This window comes from Nocardia sienata NBRC 100364, assembly GCF_001613205.1.
Taxonomy (GTDB): domain Bacteria; phylum Actinomycetota; class Actinomycetes; order Mycobacteriales; family Mycobacteriaceae; genus Nocardia; species Nocardia sienata.
This window is the reverse complement of sequence record NZ_BDBX01000037.1, coordinates 1-21,162: the sequence shown is the minus strand read 5'-3', so window position 1 is coordinate 21,162 and position 21,162 is coordinate 1. Positions and strand designations below refer to the sequence as shown.

The following is a 21,162-nucleotide window of genomic DNA, read 5'->3' as shown; positions in this document are numbered from 1 at the left end:
ATCGGCGCATCGCGCGAAGCACTCCCCACCGTGGCGACGCCGGTGAGCACCGGGGCGGCGCGTCACCGACGCGGGCCGGACGCCGCAGACACGGCCCTTACGCGCTCGGCGGCCGCAGCGGGGCTGACGCGGGGAACGCGACCGGCAATGCGGTAAGCGACCGGTGGAAAGGTCCCGGCCGCCAGGTCAGTTCTTCGGCCGGTACGGCGAGCCGGATCTCGGGCAGCGCGTCCAGCAATTGATCGATGGCGTCCTGGGCCACCATATAGGCCACCGATTTCGCGGGGCAGGAATGCGGTCCGACACTCCACGACAGATGCGAGCGGTTGTCGGTGTAGGCACCGGTATCGATCGCGGGATCGTTGTTGCAGCCGGCCATACTGATCACCACCGGCTGATGCGCCGGCAGCCACACCCCGTCGATGAGGATCGGCTGCCGCGGGAACGAGACCGAATAGTTGGACAGCGGCGGATCGGTGAACAGCACCTCGTCCAGCGCGTCCCGGGTGGACAGACTGCCGCCCAGGATGCCGCCGGCGAAACGGTCGTCGGTGAGCATGAGCCGCAGGGTGTTGACGATCAGGTTCTGCAGGGGTTCGATTCCCGCGCCGTAGAAGCTCAGGACCTGGTGCAGCATCTCCTCGTCGTTCAGGCCGGCCGAATCCGCCAGCAACCGGGTGACCACGTCGTCGCCCGGTTCGGACCGCTTCAACCCGACCAGATCCGCCATGGCCTGACCGAACATCATATTGCCGGCGTCCGCGTCGACACCTTCGAACATCGCCGCCATCCCGGCCGCGGCCCGCTGGCCGATCTCGGCCGGGCACCCCAGCATGCTGTTCACCACCGCGAAGGTCAGCGGAAACGCGTACTGGCCGATGAGTTCCGCGGACCCGGTGCCGCAGAAGCTGTCGATCAGCGGGACCGCGATCTGCTCGACGGTGCTGTGCATCGCGAACAGATCCACACCGTCGATTCCGGCGACCGTGGCCCGGCGGTAGCGCGCATGCTCGGAACCGGTGCTGCGGATGGCGGCCGGACGCCACTCCAGCATCGACCGAACCGGGCAGTCACGCGGGACGTCCTGCTGCCAGATCCGGGAATCCGCGGGAAAGTGCTCGGGATCGTTGAGGATCCGTAGCGCGGTGTGGTAGCCGATGACCAGGGTCGCCGGGACCCCGGGCGCCAACTCGACCGGGACCAGCGAACCGTACCGCCGTCGCATGTCCTGATAGGCGCGCTGCGGCGTGGTGGCGATCTCGTCGGAGTACAGGGGGACACGAGGCCCGGCGCTGTTCTGGGGTGAGCCGAGAGCGGCCGGGGTCCCCGGGAACGCGGTGGGGCGTGCGGAATTCACAGAGTTCTCCAGTCGCGGCGGTGGCTACTCGACGACCGGTGCGACTCGACCGAAGTCCCGGCAACGTCGGATACGCGAGATTACCCGGCGCACGGGATTTTTGCGTTCCAGGGTGGGTGCCGCGCCCACCGCGACGGGTCACCGTCGCTGCCCGGCGGGCACGGTTTTCAGCAGATCAGGGCGGTCAGCGCGGCACGATCCACTTTGCCCCGCGGCGTCCGCGGCAGCCGGTCCACCACCCGGATCCGATCCGGCATGCTCGGGGCCGGCAGCGCTGCCCGCAGCCTACGCCGGATCTCGTCGGGGCCGGGCGCGTCGCCGGTGACGACGACGGCGGCCACCGGTACCTGCCCCCAGCGGGCGTCGGCGATTCCGACGCAGACGGCCTCGGTGACCCCCGGTATCGCGGTCAGCGCGGCCTCGACCGCCGCCGGTTCCACGTTCAGGCCGCCGCGGATGATCATTTCGCCGTCGCGGCCGAAGAGCCGTAATCTGCGGCCCGCCAGCGCTCCCCGATCGCCGACCGAGAACCAGCCGTCGACCGGTCCGTCCACCACCCCGCCCTCGGCCAGGTACCCGGTGAAGACCATATCGCTGCGTACATGGACCAGCCCGTGGCGGATCTCCACCTCGACTCCGTCGAACAGTTCTCCCGCCGCACTGTCGTCGGTATCGCCCAGACCGCGATCGAACGAGACGAAACTCAGTTCCGACGCCCCGTAGAAATGGGTGAGCGCGGCATTCGGCAGTACCTGCCGCAAGGCCGCGCGACCCGGCCGCGGCCAGCGCGCCGCCGAGGAGAGCACCTCGCGCACGCTGCCGACCGGCCCCGCGTCCGAACGCACCACATCCCAGGCGATGGCGGGGACCGAGTACAGGTGGGTGGGGTCATCGGCCAGCGCCGCGGTGACCGGACGCAGATCGACCGTCGCGCCCCGGGTCAGCGCGTGCAGCGCGCCGTAGAGGAAGTGGGTGTGATCGAGTACGCCCGGCGTCGAGACGCGGTCTCCCACACCGATATCGAAGGTCGCGTCGGAGCGATCCAGGGTCGCCGCCCACGATCGCTGATCCCGCACGAACAGTTTGGGTTCACCGGTAGTACCGGAGGTGATCCCGACCAGTAGTTCGCTACCGGGAGCCGCGCGCCCGCAGGGCCCGTCCGATTCCAGTTCCGCCGCGGTGCGGATCGCGCCCGTCCAGCCCAGCCGGCGCAGCAGCCGATGATGGCGGGCAGCGGCGCACACCTGCGCGGGACGCGACAACGTCAGCACCCGGTCCAGCTGCCGCGGCAGCAGATGGCGGTGCAGCAGCACCACACCGACCCCGGCGGACATCGCCGCCGCCACGGTGACCAGTGAGTCGATATCGGACGTGGGCAGTACCGCCACCCGGTTCGCGCCGGCCAGGCCCGCGGCGGTACGGGTGACCCGCTCCAGGAATTCGCCGTAGGTGGCGTGTCCGCGGGCGGCGACGACAGCGGTCGCCGCCGGATCCCGGGCCGCCTGCCGCGCGATCCGCTCGGCGAGCAGTTCAGTCATCGTCGACTCCGCGGGCGGCCAGCGCGTCGCCCAGCGCGTCGGCGGTGCGCAGCGCACGGACCAGCACCGGAGTGGCCAGGGCGGTCACCGACCACTGCAGTCCGCGCGCGCGGCGGGCGTCGGCCACCTCCCGGACGATCCCGGCCAGCAGCGGCACACAACGGATCGCCAACGCCAGTAGCAGGCCGATACGTTCGGGATCGACGCCGAGACGGCGCAGTGGAGCGAGCCCCCGGGTGACGGCGTCCAACATATCGGTGACCCGGGTCGTCAAGGTGACCAGCGCGGCCAGCGCCACCGAGATCAGCAGCAGCCCGCACACCACCGTGGCGCGCGCGGGCGAGGTCGTCAGCACCTGGACCACCGCGATGAACGCCAGCATCCACACCACCGGCCGCAGCTGGGCCAGCGCCGTCCGCCAGGGAATCCGGGCGAGCGCGAACACCGCGGCGACGCCGAGCGCGAGAAGACCGACCTGCGCGGGTGTCCGCACGAGCACGGTCGCCGCCACGATGATCGCGACGAGTGACAGCAGTTTCACACCGGCGGGCATCCGGTGCAGCAGCGAGTGGCCGGGAAGGTACAGCCCGATCACTCGATCAGCTCCCGATAGGCGGGTACTGCCGCGGCGGGGGTGCCGTCGAAGACCACCGCGCCCTCGTCGACGACGATCACCCGTTCGAAACTGTCCAGCAGTCCGAGCTGGTGGGTCACCACGATCACCTGCTGATCCACCGAGTCGAGCGCCGCGGCGACCGCGCGGGCGTTGCGCAGATCCAGCAGGGTGGTCGGCTCGTCGGCGACGATCACCTCCGGGCGCCGGATGAGGACCGCACCCAGCGCCAGCAACTGTTTCTGCCCGCCGGAGAGCAGATGGGACGGATGTTCGGCGTGCGCCGCGAGGCCGAAGCGGTCCAGTACTTCGGCCACCCGGCCGGCGATCTCGGCCTTGCTCAGACCCGTCCGTCGCAGCGAGAACGCCAGATCCTCGGCGACCGTCGGCATGACGATCTGGGAGTCGGGATCGGTGAACACGAACCCCACCTTGCGGCGGACCCGCGCACCTTTCTTCGAGGCGTCGACACCGTCCACGGTGACGGTGCCAGCGGTCGGGGTCAACAGGCCGTTGATCATCCGGGCCAGTGTCGATTTCCCGGACCCGTTGGCGCCGATGATCCCGACCCGCCGCTCGGTGATCCGCAGATCCACCTCGCGCAGGACCCGGCGCTCACCGTAGCGGTGGCTCACCGCGTCGAAGACGATCTCGCTCATTGCATCCGCTCCACGAGTACGGCGATCCCCTGACCACCGCCGATGGCACAGGCCGCCAGTCCGAGGGCGGGTCCGTCCGGCCGTAGCATCTGACTCGCCAGCCGCACGAGCAACACCGCACCCGAGGCGCCCCAGGGGTGTCCCATGGCGATCGCGCCGCCCTCCGGGCAGAGAGTCTCTTCGTCCAGACCCAGTTCGTCGGCCACGGCCAGCACCACCGAGGCGAAGGCTTCGGTGATCTCCACGATGCCGAGGTCGGCCACCGAGCGACCGGTGCGGTGCAGCACCTTGCGGATCGCCGGCACCGGCCCCAGCCCGGGCAGCGCGGGGTCCGAACCGCTCACCGCCGAACCGAGGATCCGCAGACCGGGCAATCCCGCCGCCCGCCTCTCGCTCGTCACGGCCAGCACAGCGGCACCATCGGATATCCCGCAGGAGTTGCCCGCGGTCGCGGTGCCGTCGGCGCCGAAGCTGGGCCGCAACCGGCCCAGCCGCTGCGCGGTCATCCCCGGCCGGATGCGCTGGTCCCGGCTCACCCCCGCGACCGGCACGAGCTCCGCGCCGAAATCGGCGGCCGCGGCCCGGGCATGGGAGCGGGCGGCATAGACGTCCTGCCGTTCCCGGCCGATACCGCGGCGCCGGGCGAGATCATCGGCGGCCACGCCCATATCCGGGTCCGGGAAACCCGCGGGCGCGAAGGGCGCGCGGGTGTAGCGCACCGGTTCCCGCTCCGGCTCCGGCGGCCAGAACCGCCACGGCGCGGTACTCGCGGATTCGACACCGCCGGCGAGGATCAGCCCGTCCGCGCCGCTGCGCACCCGCAGCGCGGCCTGCATCACCGCGTCCAGGCCGGAACCGCACTGCCGGTCCACGGTGACGCCGGGTACCTGCGTTCCGAGCCCGGCCCGCAGCGCCGCGACCCGGGCCGGATCCCCGCCGGGGCCCAGACAGTTGCCCAGCACCACATCGTCGATCTCGTCGTCCAGCCCGGCCGCGCGCACCTCCCCGGCGACCGCCCGCAGGACCGGGGCGGCCAGATCGGTGACGGTCAGGCCGGCGAACGCGTGCCCGGCCGTGCCGATCGGGGTGCGCCGGGCGGCGACCAGAACAGGAACAGCACTCACGCCAGCAAGTCTTTCAACCGGCCCCGGGCGACCTTCCCGGCGGTCGTGGTGGGGAGTTCACCGACCCGCACCCAGCGGCGCGGCACCGCTTCCCGGCTCAGCAGCCCGCGCGCTCGCCGCCGCACCTCATCGATCGCGACGCCGTCCAATTGCACTGCCGCCGTAACCGTTGAGCCGAACACCGCATGCTTCGAACCGATCACCGCGGCCGCCACCACACCGTCGATACGGCCGAGTATCCGTTCCACGTCCTCGGCGACGACGGTGGTACCACCGACATTGATCACCGCCTCGCCCCGTCCGCGCACCGCGAGTTCCCGATTGTCCCCGAGTACGGCCAGATCGCCGACACCGAACCATTCGGGCGCACCGAGCACCGTGTAGGGCGACCGGACATAGAGCAACCCGTCGCGGATCTCGGCGTCCACCTCGTCGAGCAACCGCAGCGGTTCGGGTACCCGCCGGGCGGCGACCAGCGATACCTCGGAGGAGCCGTAGTACTCGACGACGCGCAGATGACCGGCCGCCGCGAGCGCTCCGGGGTCGGCCGCGATTCCGGCGACGACGGCGGTGCGCAACTCGGGCGCGGTACGCACGACCTCGCGCAGTACCGCCGGAACGGCGTGCACGACCGTGGCCTGTCGCGGGTCGTCGGTGACACAGGCCCCGCACCACAGCGCGTGCAGGGCCCCGAACAGATGCATCGTCGCGTGCAGCGGGCCGGTGAGCAGGACCCGGTCGGCGGCCGTGACCCCGGTGAGCGCGGTGAAGGACGGAAAACTGTCGTACCAGGAGGCGGCGGTGCGGGCCAGCGGCCGGGGCCGCCCGGTCGACCCCGAGGTGGCGACCAGCAGGAATGCCGAGGCCGGCCATTCGGTGCGGTCGGGGCGTGTGGTGGGGTCCTCCACCGCGACCGGGACACCGCGCCGCGCGGCCGCGCAGACGCAGATCAGCGCTTCGGCGACGGGAAGAGTGGAGGCGTCGTATCCGCCCGGTCCCGGCTCGTGCCGTTCGATCCAGCGGTCGACGGCGCGGTCGAGTTCGGCGTAGCTGTACCGCTGCCCGCCGAGATCGAGCGCGGGCGCGTCGCCGGCTCCGCCGAGTTCGCGGCTAGGCACGGATCAGCCCGGGGTAGGCGCGGTGTACACCTTTGGCCACCATCGTCGCGACGACCACCTTCAGCAGATCACCGGGCAGGTACACGCCGTTCGAGGTGATCGCCGCCCACAGCGCGATATCGGTGCGCAGCAGCAGTCCGAGGGTCCCGAAGAAGTAGATGACCACGATCCCGCCGGCCGCGTTGATCAGCAATGCGGGCAGCACCGGATACTTGGGCACGAGCCGGGCGGTGAGCACCCCGATGAACAGCGCCGTCGGGATCCAGCCGACCAGATAGCCGGCGCTCGGTCCGGCCAGCGCGGTCAGCCCGGTCCGGCCGCCCGACAGCAGCGGCAGCCCGATGAGGGTCAAAGCGATGAAGACCGCCACCGCGGCCGTGCCTTTGCGCGGTCCCAGCACCGCCCCGGCCAGCAGGACACCGAGGGTCTGCACGGTGATCGGCACACCGGTGAATCCGACCGTGATGGCACCCGGGAGGCCGAGCGCGGCGATCAACGCGGCGAACACCGCGATCTGTGCCATATCGCGGGCGGTGATACCCGGCCGCGGCATCCGCTCGTTGTCGACACCGCTCACCGGGATACCTCCGCAACACCATGACTTGAACGACGTTCAAGATAGCAATCGCCGGGTAACCCGCCGACGGGTCCCCCGCGGTTGTCACCCTGCCCAGGGACCCGAACCTTCCCGGCTGACGAATTACGCGCCCCTTCGACCCCATGACCCGCTTCGGACATCGACCCGGTCGTACCGTGATCGATGACCCGGATCGCCGTACAACCGCCCGAAGGACCACGATGACGCAGCCGCTACCGACCGCGACACACTGGGGCAACTACCTGATCGACCGCGCCGGCGACGGCGAACTTCGCGTCACCCCCGCCGGATCCGACCCCGACCCCTCGCCGATCGGCCGCTCGCTCACCGCCACCCACGACCCCGATCACCGCATCGCCCGGCCCGCCGTCCGGCTGGGCTACTACCGGGACCGCGAGCACAGCGACACCGCGCACCGGGGCCGCGAACCGTTCGTGGAGGTCGGCTGGGACGAGGCGCTGGATATCGCCGCAGACGCCCTGCGGTCCACCCGGGAGCGAGCGGGTAACCGCGCGATCTACGGCGGCTCCTACGGCTGGGCCAGCGCCGGCCGGTTCCACCACACCCAGGGACAGATCCATCGCTTCCTGCGGATGTTCGGCGGCTACACCGCCTCGGTCGACACCTATTCGTTCGCCGCCGCCGAAGTCACGATCCCGCATGTACTCGGGATGAACGCCTACTACGCCGCGCGGCAGGCCCCCACCACGGACGAGATCGCGCGCCACTGTGCCCGCATCGTCTTCTTCGGCGGCGCGGCGGCACGGAACGCGCAGGTCAACCCGGGCGGCTTCGGCGCCCACGGCTATCGCGACCACCTCGCGGCTCTCCGGGCCGCCGGTGTCGACACGATCAATATCGGGCCCGTCCGAGACGATCTCGAGCCGGTGCTCGCCGCCCGCTGGATCCCGTGCCGGCCGGGCAGTGATGTGGCGATCATGCTGGCCCTGGTGCACACCCTCGTGACCGAGGATCTGTACGACCGGGCCTTCCTGCACCGCTACACCGTCGGTTTCGACCGCTTCGCCGACTATGTGACCGGGCGCGCGGACGGCGAACCGAAAACCCCGGAGTGGGCGGCGTCGCTGTCGGAAGTGCCCGCCGCCGAGATCCGGGAGCTGGCCCGGCTACTGGCCCGGGAACGCTGTGTGATCGGGCTCCCCTACGCTCTGCAGCGCGCCGAACACGGGGAACAGACCTATTGGGCCGCCTGGGCACTGGCCGCCGCACTCGGCTATATCGGTCTGCCCGGCGGCGGCGTCCTCATGGGCACCGGCAGCGGAATGACCAACGGGATGCAGCGCCGCCGGCTGCCATTCGAGATCGCCGCCCTGCCGCAGCCGCCGAACCCGGTCGCCGAGGTCGTTCCGGTGGCGCGCCTCACCGACATGCTGGAGCGCCCCGGCGAGACCGTCGACTACAACGGCCGCGTCCTCACCCTTCCGCATATCGACCTCGTCTACTGGGCCGGCGGCAACCCGTTCCACCATCACCAGGACCTCAACCGGCTGCGCCGCGCCTGGACCCGGCCGCGAACGGTGATCGTCAACGAGGTCAGTTGGACCGCCACCGCGCGCCTGGCCGATATCGTGCTGCCCAGCACTTCCGCCCAGGAACGCGAGGATTTCGCCGCCGCGCGGGTCGATCACTGGCTCTCCCCCATGCGCGCGGTTCTGCCGCCCTACCGGGAGGCACGCGACGACTACGCGATCTTCGCCGACCTCGCCGACCGGCTGGGTTTCGGCCCACGGTTCACCGAAGGCCGCACCGCGCGGCAGTGGGTGGAGCACCTGTGGCAGACCACCGTCGACAACGCGGCCGCCGCCGGTATCACCCTCCCCGGCTACAGCGAGTTCCGCTCCGGTTCGCCGATCGATCTGCGCCCCCGGCTACCCGAAAGCCGCCACGTACTCGAACGATTCCGCGACGACCCGGACCGCCACCCACTCGGTACACCGTCGGGCCGGATCGAGATCTTCTCCCGCACCGTCGCCGACTTCGGCTACCCCGATTGCCCCGGGCACCCCGCCTGGTTCCCCGCCCGGGAATGGCTCGGCAGCCCCCGCGCGCAACGCTTCCCGCTGCACCTGCTCTCCCACCAGCCCGCGACCCGCCTGCACAGTCAGCTCGACTACGGCGTCACCAGCCGGGAATCCAAGATCCGCGACCGCGAACCCCTACGCATGCACCCCGCCGACGCCGCCGCCCGCGGCCTGCGCGACGGCGATATCGTCCGCGTCTTCAACGACCGCGGCGCCCTGCTCGCGGGCCTGCAGCTCACCGACGCGGTCCGGCCCGGGGTCGTGCACATGGCAACCGGCGCCTGGTACGACCCCTTGGACCCCGCCGACCCGAATTCACTGGACATACACGGCAATCCGAACACCGTCACCAACGACATCGGCACCAGTTCGCTGGCCCAGGGGCCGTCGGCCAACAGCTGCCTGGTCCAGATCGCACGCTACACGGGCGACCTCCCGCCCCTGCGCATCCACCGCCTTCCGGAGCTGATCCCGGCCGGACAACTCGCCACACATCCCGAGCGACCGGCACACGGCCGGTCTCCGGCGGGCGATTCGCCGACTTCGCGCTCGGCCCTCGCCCCCGGTACCGAGCGGGCCACGGCGTATAGCCGCGACCGAGGAGAGCCGCAGCAGCGACGGCCGCACCCGGACGGCTCGCCGCGAAGGCCAGGGCGACCCTGATCGGATCCGTAACGGCGGGCCGCCTCCCGGCGTGCGCGGTCGCCGACCCGTTACAGGCCGAATCCGGAAAGTTCTGCGGCAGAAGGAAAGCCGAGCGTCACGCCGCGGCTTCGGCAGTCAGCAGATCGTCGGACCCGATCTCGACCCGGGTGCCGAAGCGGTGGCTGATATCGGCGAGCCGAGTCCGTAGCCACTGCGTATCCGATCGCCCCGGGCGCTCGAGCCGTATGCGACGGATACGGAGGGGCAGCATTCGCAGCACGGCCGGGCCGGACGGATCGAGCGTGACGAGATACAGCAGCCGCAGGTCGGGCCGGTAGGACTCGTGGCCGCCGATACCCTCGTAATCGTCGATCACATCACCGCATCCGTACAGGATGGGTTTGCCCCGGTAGATCTCGATCGGCCGGGGATGGTGCGCGGAGTGACCGTGCACGATATCGATGCCGGCGTCGATGAGACGGTGTGCGAATTGCCGCTCGCTCAGGCCGGTTCCGTACCCCCAGTTGGATCCCCAATGGATCGAAACGATCGTGAGATCATCGTCGCGCCGGTGGTCCGATAGATGCGCCGCGATTTCGTCGGCATGCCGCACGGAGGGGTGGTCGAGTCGCCAGACGCCGGGATGGCCGGGGCCCGCGGCCCAGCCCGCCGGCACACCGCTGGACCGGGTCGCTACGGACGCGATCAGGACGCGCCGTCCGTCCGGTAGTGGCACCGCGACGGGCTGTTGCGCCGCGTCGAGATCGGCCCCCGCGCCCACGGCCCGAATGCCCGCGTCGGCCAGTGCGCCGAGTGTGTCCATCAATCCGCCGATACCGAAATCGAGGGCATGGTTGTTGCTCAACGCGCAGACGTCGGGGGCGAACGCGGTGAGCGCCGGCAGATTGCCGGGCTGCATCCGATAGTGGATGCCTTTGCCGGGCTCGAAGCGACCGTCGGCGGTGACCGCGGTCTCCAGATTGACCAGGCGCACCTCGGGCGCCAGCTCGTCCAGCAGGGCCGGCACCTCACCCCACACCCATTCGTAGCCACAGGGCCGCGGCACCGATCCGTGGGCCCACTCCGCCAATTCGACGTAGCGCCGCGCATCCCGGACCCACGGCTCCCGCAATTCCGGGGCTCCCGGATGCGGCAGGATCTGGTCCACGCCACGACCCAGCATCACATCGCCGCCGAGAAGAACCGTGACCGTCATCTCGACGCTGCCCGGTACGGCACCGGTTCGGCCCACCCGCACACCGCCTCGGCCCGGCGCTTCTCCGAACCGGCAACGAGCCGCGCCGGGACGATCGCGCGAGCCGACTGCTCCGCCCCGAAACCCATACCTGAAAGCTATCACCGGAGCGGTTGACGATACAGCTCCGGGCCCCACCCGATGCCCGCTACCACATCACCGGATACGCATATCCGGATATCGACACGTGCACCCGGACCGCGGGCCTCATCGGGGCAGGCGGGGAGCCGGCCCGCGTTTACGCATGCCAGCCCCCAGCAGAGCCATCCCGTGGTGGCTCCGCGCGCATCGCGTGCAACATACGTGCGACTTCGACCCGATCTCGGCGCATATTCCCGGACTTCCACCAGACCGATCCTGAAATACAAAAATCCCCCTGACCAGGCGATATGGCAGGGGGATTGTTGTGGTCCCAGCTGGGATCGAACCAGCGACCTTCCGCGTGTGAGGCGGACGCTCTCCCGCTGAGCTATGAGACCGGGATGAACCGCTCGGGAGGATTTCGAAGCCCTCCGAACGAGTACGAACCTTAACACGCACCACCCGTTCGCCACCAAATCACCCGGTTGTCATTCCCGTAGCGGGGTGGCCGGGGCCGCGCACTGCCCAGTGGCAAGGGGGGTCCCGTCGCGGCCGACCGGCTGCCCGGCCGGGCCGGACCGGGCACCGCCTGTAAATGACAAATTTGTAATTTACTGGCGTCTACCAGGCGATTTGTAGGTTTCGCCGAACGTCGGCTAATGTTCTGTCTCGCACCACGGAGGACGGAAACGGCCACCGGGGATGCAGAATGCGGATGTAGCGCAGCTGGTAGCGCATCACCTTGCCAAGGTGAGGGTCGCGGGTTCGAATCCCGTCATCCGCTCGAGAGGTAGGGCCAGGCGCATAGAATGCCTTCCCCCTTTGCGCGGTGGAGTGGCCGAGTGGTGAGGCAACGGCCTGCAAAGCCGTGCACACGGGTTCGATTCCCGTCTCCACCTCGCGCGATTAGCTCAGCGGGAGAGCGCTTCCCTGACACGGAAGAGGTCACTGGTTCAATCCCAGTATCGCGCACCATCGTGACAGCAGTCAGAGGCACTTTCTGAGGAGACCCAGAGAGTGCCTTTTCACTTTTCTGCCGCTGATTACACATGGTGGAAGTAATCGCGGGCTACCGCGACCGATCCCGAGTGGGTTCGATACATTCGACATGCCGGCACCACACAGCGCGCCTCATGCGATCGAACTGCCCAACGGAGTCGGCCACGATACGCCTACTTCGCAGTCGACTCGATCGAGACGTCCGCCATCCGAGGACATCACCCACCGGTACGGTCTCGCGTTTTGATCTGCTTGTCGCAGTGCGCCTCTCGCCGGTATAGCCGCTGTCCGCGCCCGCCTTCGGGCCAGACCAGCGCCCAGACCAGCACTGCGAGCGGCAGCCCTGCCGCCACCACGAACCCCAGCGTGATCACGGCCACCTCCGGTCCAGGTCTATGACCGGCCATCGGTAGCCGCGCGGGTAGACCTGCATCGGAGTGATCAGCGCGGCGATATCGGTAATCGTGTGGCGCACCGCGTCGGCGTGCTCGAAGCCCGGCACGACCACGGCCTCGGCACCGTGTTCCATGACTGCGCTCGTCAGGATCAACGCAGACACCAGCGGGCCGGTATCGAGGTAGACCGTCCACACGATCCGGTGCTCGAACCGCTCGGCTACCCGGTGGATATCGACCCTGTAACCACACACATCTCTGCGGATCAAGCCGAGCGCCCTACCCCTGCCGTCCATTTACTCCCCTGTCGCGGTGCGTAATTGGTCCGCACCCGCCGCCGAGGCATGCTCACCCGGCGGCGGGGCTCGAGCGGGAAGCTTGACAGCGGGCCCGTCGTAAACCGTTCCGCTCTGGAACACTCGAAGTCGTGAGCGATTTCCAGTCCGACGACGGCCGGTATGTCGGCCGTCAGGTGCGCACCATCCGCGCCCGGCGCGGAATCTCGCAACAGGTCCTCGCCGACCGCGCCGGACTATCACGCAGCGCTATCGCGAAGTACGAGAACGGGTTACGACCGGTCGACTCGCGTCGCACGCTGCTCGCACTGGCGTCAGCGCTCGGCGTGACCATCGCCGATCTGACCGGCCACGAGCAAGAGAAGCTCGATCCGGCCGCAGCCGGGTTCCACATGTCGGTGCCGGAGATCGAAATCGCGCTGTGGACGGCCGGTAACGTGACCGACACCCGGCCGCCGCGGTCCCTGGACGAACTGACCACAGCCGCCCAACGTGCGGCGGAACTGCGAATCGCATGCGACTACGCCGCACTGGGGCCGATGCTCGCGCCGATGCTGACCGACTGCCACCGCCACATCCGTGATGCTGCCGGCGCCGAGCGTGAGCGGGCCTGGGACGTGCTGTCGATGGTCGCGCACACCACCGCGGCGGCACTGAAAGCACGCGGGTACGGTGCACTGTCCTGGACGGCTGCGCAGGAGGCCGAGAACGCCGCCCGCACCATCGGCGGAACAGCCGCGCTCGCCGCTACGGCGTTCGCGCGTAGTCAGGTGCTGCTCTCCCGGCCTCACTCGCTTCGAGCCGCGCTGGAGCACGCAGAAGGGACCGCCGAAAAAATCGCCGCCGACGCGTGCACGGTCGGAGAGGTAGAGACGCTGGGAATGCTGCATCTACAGGCATCGCTCGTCACGGCGGCGCTCGGCGGCGACCCCGAACCGCACTTGGACGAAGCGGCCGAACAGGCAGCCAGGCTTGCCGGCGCACCGGCCGGGACATCGATACTGCGCAATCCCACCTTCGGCCCCGCGAACGTGACCCTGTGGCGCATGTCGGCGGCGATGGAACGGCGCGAGGCGCGCCGGGTGCTCGCACTCGCGCCACAGCTGTCCCCGGCCGACTTGCCCGCCGAAGGCCGCAAGGCTCAATACTTCGTCGAGATCGGCCGCGCGCACGCCATGCAGCGGAACTACCGCGACTCACTGTATGCGCTGCTGCGGGCCGAGCACGCAGCCCCGCAGCACGTCCGGAACATGACCCATGTACGCGAACTGGTCGGGCACATGATGCGCTCGGCGCGCCGCGACCTGACCGCGGGCGACCTCGGCAGGCTCGCACAACGGGTCGGCGTGGTACCGGCGTAGTTGAACAGCGCACCGCATCGGATCAGTGGAGAGGCGTCTTCCGAATGGATCGGAAGACGCCTCTCGTGCAGCTCCGGGCGGCTACGCCGCGTAGCGGAGTATGCCCGCGACCTGTGTCTCACCGGGCAGGTCCGCGGCGCGCACCGCCATGACCCGGCCGCCGGTGAGCAGGACGCGGCGGCTTATCTCGTCCAGGATGCCCGGTGCGTCGGCGGGCGCCTGTTCGGCGAAGGTGACCGCGCCGTCGGTGGCTACGGCGCCGGGCACCGAGGCGTCCATATCGACGAGCAGGGTGTCGACCGCACCCGCGGTGGCCGCCCGGGCGAGATCGGAGATATCGGTGGCGGCCCGGCCCTCGCTGCGCCGGCGGTCCAGCAGGTCGATCAGCTCGGACAGTTGCGCGGCGTAGTGACGGTCCAGCACGGCCCGGGAACGTTCGGCGAGTTCCTCGTCCGAGGACTGCTCCGGGTTGCCGGAAATACTCTCGGCGAGCAAACCGTCGTAGCTGTTCACCGACCGGAACAGGGAGTCGATCGGTTCGGTGGCCGCGAGGATGAGCGGCACCTGGCGGCCGGACAGGAAGTCGCGCAGTTCGGCGTCGATGGCGCGGGCATATTGGCGCACCCGCATCTTGCGGCCCTCCTCCCCCTGGAAACGGCGCTTCGGGGCCCGATCACCCAGGCTCGATTTGCCGGCGTGCGCGGCCGCGTCGGTCGGCAGCCCGGGTATCCGCACCGTGTACGCCGGTTTGTCGGCGGAGACCTCCACCAGCCGGACCCCGCCTTCGGCCAGGGCCAGGACAAACGCGGACTGCGGGAAGGTGACCGCGCGGAGCAGGCGTTTGAGGTAGAAACGGTCGCCCACCGTGACGGAGGCATTCAACTCGTTGGGCACCCGGAAAGTGCGGATCCGCGTCGGCGTGGCGAGGGCGACCAGGGTGCGCGACTGGTAGCGCCAGAACTCGGCGTCGTCGATGTGGACGTCGAACTCTTCTTCCAGGGCGGTCCGCGCCGCTGTATCGGTGACCTGGTCGAGTGCCTGCCGGACCTGGTCCCAGAACGCGATCCGGTTGCGGTCCGGATCGGCGGCGTCCGATTCGGTGGGGGTGTAGATCGACACGCACCAGTCGTCGGTGAGTGCGGCGAGCGCTTCGATCTCGCCGCGAGTCGGGATATCGGTGTGCAGCACGAAATCCTCCACATCGTGGGGTCGGCGCGCCGATATCCCATGACACCGGTCGGGGATCTCGGCGGTGGGTCGTGGCGAGCTCGTCTCCGGAGCGTGCTTCGCGAACGTCGGCCGACGGGCCGATATTACTGGAGCAAGTATGCAGCAAACATTATTAGATCACAGAACAGGCGGTGTCCGAGCCCTGTTCCCATGATCCGGTGCCACGCAATGGTGGCAGCAGGGCCGCGCGGCGATCGGGTCGCTATCGCTGCGCACCGAGCGTCATCGGCCGATGCCCGAGCGCATCGGCCGCGGCGTATCGGGCGGTTCAGGGCCCGGCACAGCCGTCTCCACCGGACGGACGGTCGCTGTGGCCGACGGAGATGTCGGCGGACAACGTTAAGCTGACCCGCACGAACTCGAGCCGACCGGTCCGCCGGGTCCCGACAGGGGGTGTGCGTGCAGACGGAACCAGCCCGCGATGTGATGCCGGACGGTCCGGCCGCCACGGACACCGGGGAGACGTTTCCGGATGATCTCCGGGCGCATCTGTCCTTCGAACTCGAGGAATGCGGACACGTCCTGGCCGAACTGGTGGACGATTACGCGGTCGACCGGGAACGGGCCGCGACCATCCTGCGATTGCGGCTGGGTATCACCGGGGACCGCCCCGAAACACTCACCCGTATCGGCGCACGACTGGATTTCGCACGGGACCGCGCCCGCCAGTTGCACACCAAGGCGGTCGGCGAACTGCTCCGGCACACCGCGCGCTCCGGCCGGCTGCCGGTTCCCGAGTACGCCCGGCGCTATCCCGTGGGCACCCGGGATACGGCGCTCACGCGCGCGCTGCTGGCCGAAACCTACGCCACCGATACCGATATCGCGGTCAACGATCTGTCGTATCTGAAACTGCGCTTGGCGGGGCATACCGCGGCCGACGCGAAACGGGTCGCGGGTTTCGTCACGCAGCGCATCGTGGGCTGGCGCAAGAAGACCAACCATCTGCTGTCCCGGTTGCGGCCGGACGAAGAACCCGCCGGACCGCCGGCGCCCTGGCTCGACCGGATCGACTGGCCCACCGGAACCGGCTCGCCCGCACCGCTGCCCACCGCCCCGGCACGGACGTTCGATGTGGACGACGACGGCCGTGGCAGGTTCTATCTACCCAAACCCGGACGTGATATCGGTTTCGACTCCGGGCTCGAGGCCCGGCTCCTGCGCCTGCTCGATGCCGACGACCGGATCCGCAACTTCCAGGAATATCCCGATGCCGTCGGGTACCGGATCGACGGCACGGAACAGTTGCACTTCCCGACCGTCGTCGCCGAACTCACCGACGGGCGCCGGGTACTGATCGACGAACAACCGCTGGGGCATATCGGTTTCCATGTCAACCGGATGAAATCCGCGGCGGCCCGCGCCCGGGCGCACGAGAACGGCTGGGGCTGGCTGCTGTGGACGGGCAGCCATCTCGGCGAACCGGACCTGGCGGCCCACCGAGCGCCCGCCGGGCTCGAGAACCGGCTCACGGAGCTACTCGCCGAGGGGCCGGTCCGGCTGCCCGCGCTGCGACAGGTGCGGGCGGAGACCGGGTTCGACCTCTTGGACCTGATCGCGCTGGTGATCCGCAACCGATGGCGGTGGGACAGAGGACCGTTCCGGTTGAGCGCCGGGTAGCGGTTGCGACATCCGGGCCCATGCCGCGGCGAGAGTCCGTTCAGTGCAGCGGCGCGGACCCGGAGCCGGAACCCCCGGGTCGCGGCGACCGGGCCCGCGGAAGTGGCTCGGGCACGGTGAAGTCCGAGAGCGTACTGCTCGCGCTGCCGGACATCAGGCGGGCACGGATCCCGCGCGGGACATGTGGAAGCAGGCGCATCGCCGTTTCGCTGAACAGCAACTGGGTTCGGGAGCGCGGAATACCCCGCCGCAGCACCGCGGGGGCGACTTCGCGGCAGCGCCGGGCGTAGTCGTCGACCTGCGCCTGATAGGCGGGGAAGGCCACCGAATGGTCGCCGCCGGCTTCGGCGAGGGCCCGGGCGAGGAGATAGGCGCCGACAACGGCGAGCGAGGTACCGCCCCCGACCGCCGGTCCGGGAGCGTATCCGGCATCGCCCACCAGCGCCACGCGGCCCCTCGACCAGGCATCCAACCGAATTCGGCTGATGGAATCGAGATAGAAATCCTCGGCCCGGTCCATCTCGTCGAGCAGCAACGGTATGTCCCAGCCCTCGTCGCGGTATTCCGCGCGCAGCAGCCGGCGCTGGGCGTCGATATCGCGCGGGTCGTGCCCCTGTTCTTCGCCACGCCGGAACAGGAACACCGCACGCGCCAGGCCGGTCTGCCGGACCGGATACATCGCGGCGATCCGGTCCACGGCGTTGTACAGCAGCGTCAGCCCGGCGAGTTCCCGATGATTCGGGAGAGTCCCCACCGCGAAGTAGCCGCCCAGGTGCTGCCGCCAGCGCTCCTCCGGCCCGAAGACCAGTTCCCGGACCCGGGAATGCATACCGTCGGCGCCGATGACCAGATCGAACCGGGCCGAAGCACCACTGTCGAACGTCACCGCGACGCCGTCTCCGTGGTCGGTGAGTTCGGCGATCGAGTCTCCGAAGCGGTAGTCGACGCGGCTACCGGTCGCCTCGTGCAGGATCGCCGCCAGCTCGCCGCGCATGATCTCGAGGTGCCGTCCGTCGGTGAAAGCCTCCGAGATATCGCGCAGATCCACATCGATGGACCGTTTGCCCGGCCGTTCGAGCCGGAGCGCGGTCGATTCGGTGCTCGCCTCCCGCAGTGGTTCGAGCAGGTCCATATGGCCCATCACCGCTGTCGCCGGGGCGAAGAGATCCACCGCGTGACCACCCAGGCCCAGCCGCGGCAAGGCGGTGCGCTCGACGACGACCGGCGTGAAACCGAAACGATCGAGCCAATAGGCGAGAACGGGCCCGGCCACACTCGCACCGGAGATCAGGATGTGCATGCGCTCCCCTAGTTCGTTTACTTATCGGTCGGTAAATTACCTTACTTACCGGGCGGTCAACACGCTAGGGTGGAGTGGTGCCGAGACCTCGATCCAGCGAAACCCGCGAGCGTATCCACGCCGCGGCACTCGAACTCTTCACCGCGCACGGCATCCGGGAAACAAGCCTGCGCCAGATCGCCGAACGCCTCGGACTCACCAAACCCGCGCTGTACTATCACTTCTCCTCCCGCGAGGATCTGTTGCGCAGCCTGGTACAACCGTTGTTCGACGAGGCCGAGGCCGCGATCGCCGCGGACGAAGCCCGCGCCGGCGCAGGCCCGGTGGACGCACGGGAACTACTCGGACGCTATTTCGACGTCTCCTACCGGCATCGCGCGGTCACCGCGCTGCTGCTGCGCGATATCGCGCCGCTGGCCGAACTCGGTTTCCTCGATCGTGTCGTCGACTGGCGCCGTCGGCTCACGGCCCTGTTGGTCGGTCCCGACGCCGGACTGGGCGATCGGGCCCGCGCCATCGTCGCGCTGGGCGGACTCGGCGACTGCCTGGTCCTACTCGCCGATACGCCGGTAGAAGAACTACGCGCCGCCGCGCTCGACGCCGCGTGCGCCGCCCTGGACAAGCGACCGCCCGCGGCGGACCCGGCGGCCCGCCCGCGCTGAGATCTGCCCGGCGAGTACGAAACCGGGCCGGGCGGTCGTCGTCAGGGTTTGACCAGCATGGTCGCCGCGATGAAGGTCGCGAGCAACAACATGACGAAAACCGTGATCAGCTGCCAGTTGTCGATGGTTTTGTGCAGGCGCCGGATGGTGTCCTCGAGCGCGCGGTGTACCCGCCGCTCATCGGCGATCCGGCGATTCACCGCCGCCACCGCCTCGGCCTGCTCCCGGGCACGCTGCGCCGTCCGCTCCATCCGGGCAACGGTCCTGGCGAGCTGCCGCTTCTTCTCCCGCACCGCCTGCCGGGACACAGCCAGCGCGGTGCGCTGCGACATCAGTTCCTGCCGCTGCTGTTCGAGCAGCAGTGCCTGGGTCCTGGTGTGCTTCTCCCAGTCGGTCACGGCCGCCCATCCTTTCCTCACATGATCGCGATAACCCCACGCGACCTCGCCTGCCACCCACTCGCGCAGGAACTCCCGCAATTCGTAGGGCCGCGCGCTCGGCACGACCAGACCGGTGGGACCGGTTTCCAGCATGCCGCTCACGGCGCGGTACTCACACGAGGCCGGCGCGAGATCGGCGATACCGAGGGCGGGCAACTGGGACACCCAGAAACCGGGCGCGCACAACCACAGCACATTCGCGCAACCCAGAGCACGCAGCCGGTCGGTATGTTGCTGCGCCAGTTCCTGAGTCAGTGGACCGGTGCGCACCTCGATCGCGAACTGCTCGGCGCCGCGCCGCCACCATACGTCGACGGTGGCCGGGCCGCAGCGCCGGTCCACCACCGCCTCGTCCGCGCCGAACGCGAGCAGCCGGCTCGCCAGCCAGTACTTGAGTCGCTGCGCATCCCACTGCGCCTCCGCGCAGTGCGCGCAGCCGCAACCGTACCCGGAGGTGGTCTGCTCCGCCGTGTCCGAACCCACCGGACCGTCGGATATACCGAGGTCGGACAACATCGTCCGGCGCCCACACCGAATATCAGTCCGCCGCTTCGTCTGCATGCGACCACCCATCTAACCCGTCCCACCATGTCGGCCCGACACCACACCGACATATTCCAGGGTGCTCCACAGAGGCCGGTCACCGCCAGGTTTCTGCCCAGCAGTTACCCAGATGGGACTTGCGCAACCTTCATCCCCGAGGGTGTCCCGGTCACCGGATCCGCCGGTGCCAGCGCCGAACGCACCAGGGTGCGCAACCACGCGTGCGCGGGGTCGGGGGTGTTGCGTGGATGCCAGGCCAGCGAAATCGTCACCTCCGGCAGCGGCAGTGGGATCTCGAACGCGCGCAGACCCAGTGCGGGCAGAGTGGTGGCCGCCACGACGGCGGGGGCCGGGCATACCGCGACGCCGGAACGTACCGCCAGCAACGCCGTTGTCAGATCGGGGACAGTGGCCACGACGCGACGGGTCCGGCCGTGCAGGGCGAGCCGGTCGTCGATGGGGCCGCGGGCGATCCCGCGCGCCGAGACGCTGATATGAGCCGCCGCGGCGTAGGCGGCCACGGTGACCCGCTCGGTGACCAGTGGATGCCCGGGGGCGGCGACACCGATCAACCGGTCCCCGCGTACCCGTTCCACCCGGGTCTGCGGATCGGTCTGCGCGATCACCCCGACCTGTGCGTCGATCCGGCCGTCGCGCAGCGCACTCGCCGAACCGGCCGTCTCGCCGGGCACGAATCGCAAGGTCACTCCCGGTGCCCGGGCACGGACCTCGGTGAGCAGGCGGGCGGCGAGTTCGGGCAGCACCGCGTCGTCGACGTACAACGCGAACTCGCGTACCAGGGCGGCCGGGTCGACGGTATCGGGTTTCGCCAGCAACGCACGTCCCTGCTCGACCAGAGCGCCGACCTCGAACCGCAACTCGAGCGCGCGGGGCGTCGGGACGAGCCGGCGCCCGGCCCGGACCAACAGCGGGTCGTCGTAGACCCGGCGCAACCGGGCCAAGGTGCGGCTCATCGCCGGTGGCGAGGTGTTGAGCCGTTCGGCGGCCTGCGTCACGCTGTTGGTCTCCAACAGGGCGTGCAGGGCCACCAGCAGGTTCAAATCCAGATCCGGCACGGCCGGATCAGGTTCGTGAGGACGCGCCGGTGGCCTGGGCCTCGGGTTCGGAGGACGCCGATTCCGAGCCGGCGGTTGCGGCTTCCGGCGTCTCCGGTCCGGTGGCGGACGGGGAATCCGTGGCCCCGGTAGCCGGTGCACGATCGGTGTTCTCAGCGGATATCGGCCCGGCGATCCGGGGGGTGGGGGCCGGATCGCTGTTCCCAGCAG

General features: G+C 69.6%; 19 protein-coding genes and 4 tRNA genes. 8 read left to right on the top strand and 15 right to left on the bottom strand.

Going from position 1 to position 21,162, the window contains the following annotated elements; translation table 11 throughout:
- Positions 1-97: 97 nt before the first annotated feature.
- The 7 genes from NS4_RS20130 to NS4_RS20100 all read right to left on the bottom strand — a co-directional run bounded on the left by NS4_RS20130 (position 98) and on the right by NS4_RS20100 (position 6,962).
- Complete coding sequence (locus NS4_RS20130) at positions 98-1,357, bottom strand: cytochrome P450 (protein WP_063061075.1); 1,260 nt, start codon at positions 1,355-1,357, stop codon at positions 98-100.
- Positions 1,358-1,524: 167 nt separating this feature from the next.
- The gene (locus NS4_RS20125) at positions 1,525-2,895 is read right to left on the bottom strand and encodes an AMP-binding protein (protein WP_063061074.1); all 1,371 of its coding nucleotides are present in this window, start codon (positions 2,893-2,895) and stop codon (positions 1,525-1,527) included.
- Positions 2,888-3,490, bottom strand: coding sequence for an energy-coupling factor transporter transmembrane component T family protein (locus NS4_RS20120; RefSeq protein ID WP_063061073.1), 603 nt, complete (start codon positions 3,488-3,490; stop codon positions 2,888-2,890). The genes NS4_RS20125 and NS4_RS20120 overlap by 8 nt, the downstream gene beginning before the upstream one ends.
- Complete coding sequence (locus NS4_RS20115; protein ID WP_063061072.1) at positions 3,487-4,167, bottom strand: energy-coupling factor ABC transporter ATP-binding protein; 681 nt, start codon at positions 4,165-4,167, stop codon at positions 3,487-3,489. The genes NS4_RS20120 and NS4_RS20115 overlap by 4 nt, the downstream gene beginning before the upstream one ends.
- Positions 4,164-5,291 carry a thiolase family protein gene (locus tag NS4_RS20110; protein ID WP_063061071.1) on the bottom strand — a complete coding sequence of 376 codons (1,128 nt, stop codon included), beginning with the start codon at positions 5,289-5,291 and terminating at the stop codon, positions 4,164-4,166. Before NS4_RS20110 ends, NS4_RS20115 begins: the two co-directional genes overlap by 4 nt.
- Positions 5,288-6,409, bottom strand: a complete 1,122-nt coding sequence (locus NS4_RS20105) for a class I adenylate-forming enzyme family protein (protein WP_063061070.1) — start codon at positions 6,407-6,409, stop codon at positions 5,288-5,290. Before NS4_RS20105 ends, NS4_RS20110 begins: the two co-directional genes overlap by 4 nt.
- Positions 6,402-6,962, bottom strand: coding sequence for a biotin transporter BioY (locus tag NS4_RS20100; RefSeq protein ID WP_501193453.1), 561 nt, complete (start codon positions 6,960-6,962; stop codon positions 6,402-6,404). The genes NS4_RS20105 and NS4_RS20100 overlap by 8 nt, the downstream gene beginning before the upstream one ends.
- Before the next feature lie 245 nt (positions 6,963-7,207).
- On the opposite strand from NS4_RS20100, the gene NS4_RS20095 reads away from it, so the two are divergent.
- The gene (locus NS4_RS20095; RefSeq protein ID WP_084487541.1) at positions 7,208-9,712 is read left to right on the top strand and encodes a molybdopterin-dependent oxidoreductase; all 2,505 of its coding nucleotides are present in this window, start codon (positions 7,208-7,210) and stop codon (positions 9,710-9,712) included.
- A gap of 97 nt (positions 9,713-9,809) precedes the next feature.
- On the opposite strand, the gene NS4_RS20090 is transcribed toward NS4_RS20095, so the two are convergent.
- Together NS4_RS20090 and NS4_RS20085 are read right to left on the bottom strand one after the other, a co-directional pair.
- A complete protein-coding gene (locus NS4_RS20090; protein ID WP_063061112.1) occupies positions 9,810-10,910 on the bottom strand; it encodes a CapA family protein in 1,101 nt (366 codons plus the stop codon).
- 446 nt (positions 10,911-11,356) lie between these two features.
- Positions 11,357-11,428: transfer RNA gene (locus NS4_RS20085), tRNA-Val, on the bottom strand.
- A gap of 313 nt (positions 11,429-11,741) precedes the next feature.
- On the opposite strand from NS4_RS20085, the gene NS4_RS20080 reads away from it, so the two are divergent.
- The 3 genes from NS4_RS20080 to NS4_RS20070 all read left to right on the top strand — a co-directional run bounded on the left by NS4_RS20080 (position 11,742) and on the right by NS4_RS20070 (position 12,005).
- A tRNA-Gly gene (locus NS4_RS20080) sits at positions 11,742-11,814 on the top strand.
- Between the two features lie 44 nt (positions 11,815-11,858).
- A tRNA-Cys gene (locus NS4_RS20075) sits at positions 11,859-11,929 on the top strand.
- A 1-nt stretch (position 11,930) separates the two neighbouring features.
- A tRNA-Val gene (locus NS4_RS20070) sits at positions 11,931-12,005 on the top strand.
- A gap of 242 nt (positions 12,006-12,247) precedes the next feature.
- Here the strand turns inward: NS4_RS20070 and NS4_RS32325 are convergent.
- Together NS4_RS32325 and NS4_RS20065 are read right to left on the bottom strand one after the other, a co-directional pair.
- The gene (locus NS4_RS32325; protein WP_157106143.1) at positions 12,248-12,403 is read right to left on the bottom strand and encodes a hypothetical protein; all 156 of its coding nucleotides are present in this window, start codon (positions 12,401-12,403) and stop codon (positions 12,248-12,250) included.
- Positions 12,400-12,720, bottom strand: coding sequence for a hypothetical protein (locus tag NS4_RS20065; RefSeq protein WP_245665575.1), 321 nt, complete (start codon positions 12,718-12,720; stop codon positions 12,400-12,402). The genes NS4_RS32325 and NS4_RS20065 overlap by 4 nt, the downstream gene beginning before the upstream one ends.
- A 131-nt stretch (positions 12,721-12,851) precedes the next feature.
- Here NS4_RS20065 and NS4_RS20060 point away from each other — a divergent pair, with 131 nt between their 5' ends.
- Positions 12,852-14,081: a helix-turn-helix domain-containing protein gene (locus tag NS4_RS20060; protein WP_063061068.1), complete on the top strand. Its 1,230-nt coding sequence runs from the start codon at positions 12,852-12,854 to the stop codon at positions 14,079-14,081.
- Between the two features lie 81 nt (positions 14,082-14,162).
- Here NS4_RS20060 and NS4_RS20055 read toward each other — a convergent pair whose 3' ends face one another.
- On the bottom strand, positions 14,163-15,269 hold the full coding sequence (locus NS4_RS20055) for a baeRF11 domain-containing protein (RefSeq protein WP_063061111.1): 1,107 nt from the start codon (positions 15,267-15,269) through the stop codon (positions 14,163-14,165).
- A 441-nt stretch (positions 15,270-15,710) separates the two neighbouring features.
- Between NS4_RS20055 and NS4_RS20050 the strand changes: the two genes are divergently transcribed.
- Positions 15,711-16,931 carry a sigma-70 family RNA polymerase sigma factor gene (locus NS4_RS20050; protein ID WP_245665573.1) on the top strand — a complete coding sequence of 407 codons (1,221 nt, stop codon included), beginning with the start codon at positions 15,711-15,713 and terminating at the stop codon, positions 16,929-16,931.
- A gap of 40 nt (positions 16,932-16,971) precedes the next feature.
- Here the strand turns inward: NS4_RS20050 and NS4_RS20045 are convergent, their stop codons facing one another.
- Positions 16,972-18,231 (bottom strand): FAD-dependent monooxygenase, encoded by a 1,260-nt coding sequence (locus NS4_RS20045; protein ID WP_084487536.1) that lies wholly within the window; start codon positions 18,229-18,231, stop codon positions 16,972-16,974.
- Between the two features lie 77 nt (positions 18,232-18,308).
- Here NS4_RS20045 and NS4_RS20040 point away from each other — a divergent pair, with 77 nt between their 5' ends.
- Positions 18,309-18,893: a TetR/AcrR family transcriptional regulator gene (locus NS4_RS20040; RefSeq protein ID WP_063061109.1), complete on the top strand. Its 585-nt coding sequence runs from the start codon at positions 18,309-18,311 to the stop codon at positions 18,891-18,893.
- A gap of 41 nt (positions 18,894-18,934) precedes the next feature.
- On the opposite strand, the gene NS4_RS20035 is transcribed toward NS4_RS20040, so the two are convergent.
- Positions 18,935-19,816 carry a hypothetical protein gene (locus NS4_RS20035; RefSeq protein WP_245665571.1) on the bottom strand — a complete coding sequence of 294 codons (882 nt, stop codon included), beginning with the start codon at positions 19,814-19,816 and terminating at the stop codon, positions 18,935-18,937.
- A 182-nt stretch (positions 19,817-19,998) separates the two neighbouring features.
- On the bottom strand, positions 19,999-20,952 hold the full coding sequence (locus NS4_RS20030) for a LysR family transcriptional regulator (protein WP_174552115.1): 954 nt from the start codon (positions 20,950-20,952) through the stop codon (positions 19,999-20,001).
- A gap of 29 nt (positions 20,953-20,981) precedes the next feature.
- On the opposite strand from NS4_RS20030, the gene NS4_RS32985 reads away from it, so the two are divergent.
- A partial coding sequence (locus NS4_RS32985) for a hypothetical protein (RefSeq protein ID WP_218020376.1) occupies positions 20,982-21,162 on the top strand: 181 nt, incomplete at its 3' end.

Bases quoted from the DNA above. Each gene is read 5' to 3' on its own strand.
- NS4_RS20125 (WP_063061074.1), bottom strand. From the start codon at position 2,895: ATGACTGAACTGCTCGCCGAGCGGATCGCGCGGCAGGCGGCCCGGGAT.
- NS4_RS20115 (WP_063061072.1), bottom strand. From the start codon at position 4,167: ATGAGCGAGATCGTCTTCGACGCGGTGAGCCACCGCTACGGTGAGCGC.
- NS4_RS20100 (WP_501193453.1), bottom strand. From the start codon at position 6,962: ATGCCGCGGCCGGGTATCACCGCCCGCGATATGGCACAGATCGCGGTG.
- NS4_RS20095 (WP_084487541.1), top strand. From the start codon at position 7,208: ATGACGCAGCCGCTACCGACCGCGACACACTGGGGCAACTACCTGATC.
- NS4_RS20090 (WP_063061112.1), bottom strand. From the start codon at position 10,910: ATGACGGTCACGGTTCTTCTCGGCGGCGATGTGATGCTGGGTCGTGGC.
- NS4_RS20065 (WP_245665575.1), bottom strand. From the start codon at position 12,720: ATGGACGGCAGGGGTAGGGCGCTCGGCTTGATCCGCAGAGATGTGTGT.
- NS4_RS20045 (WP_084487536.1), bottom strand. From the start codon at position 18,231: ATGCACATCCTGATCTCCGGTGCGAGTGTGGCCGGGCCCGTTCTCGCC.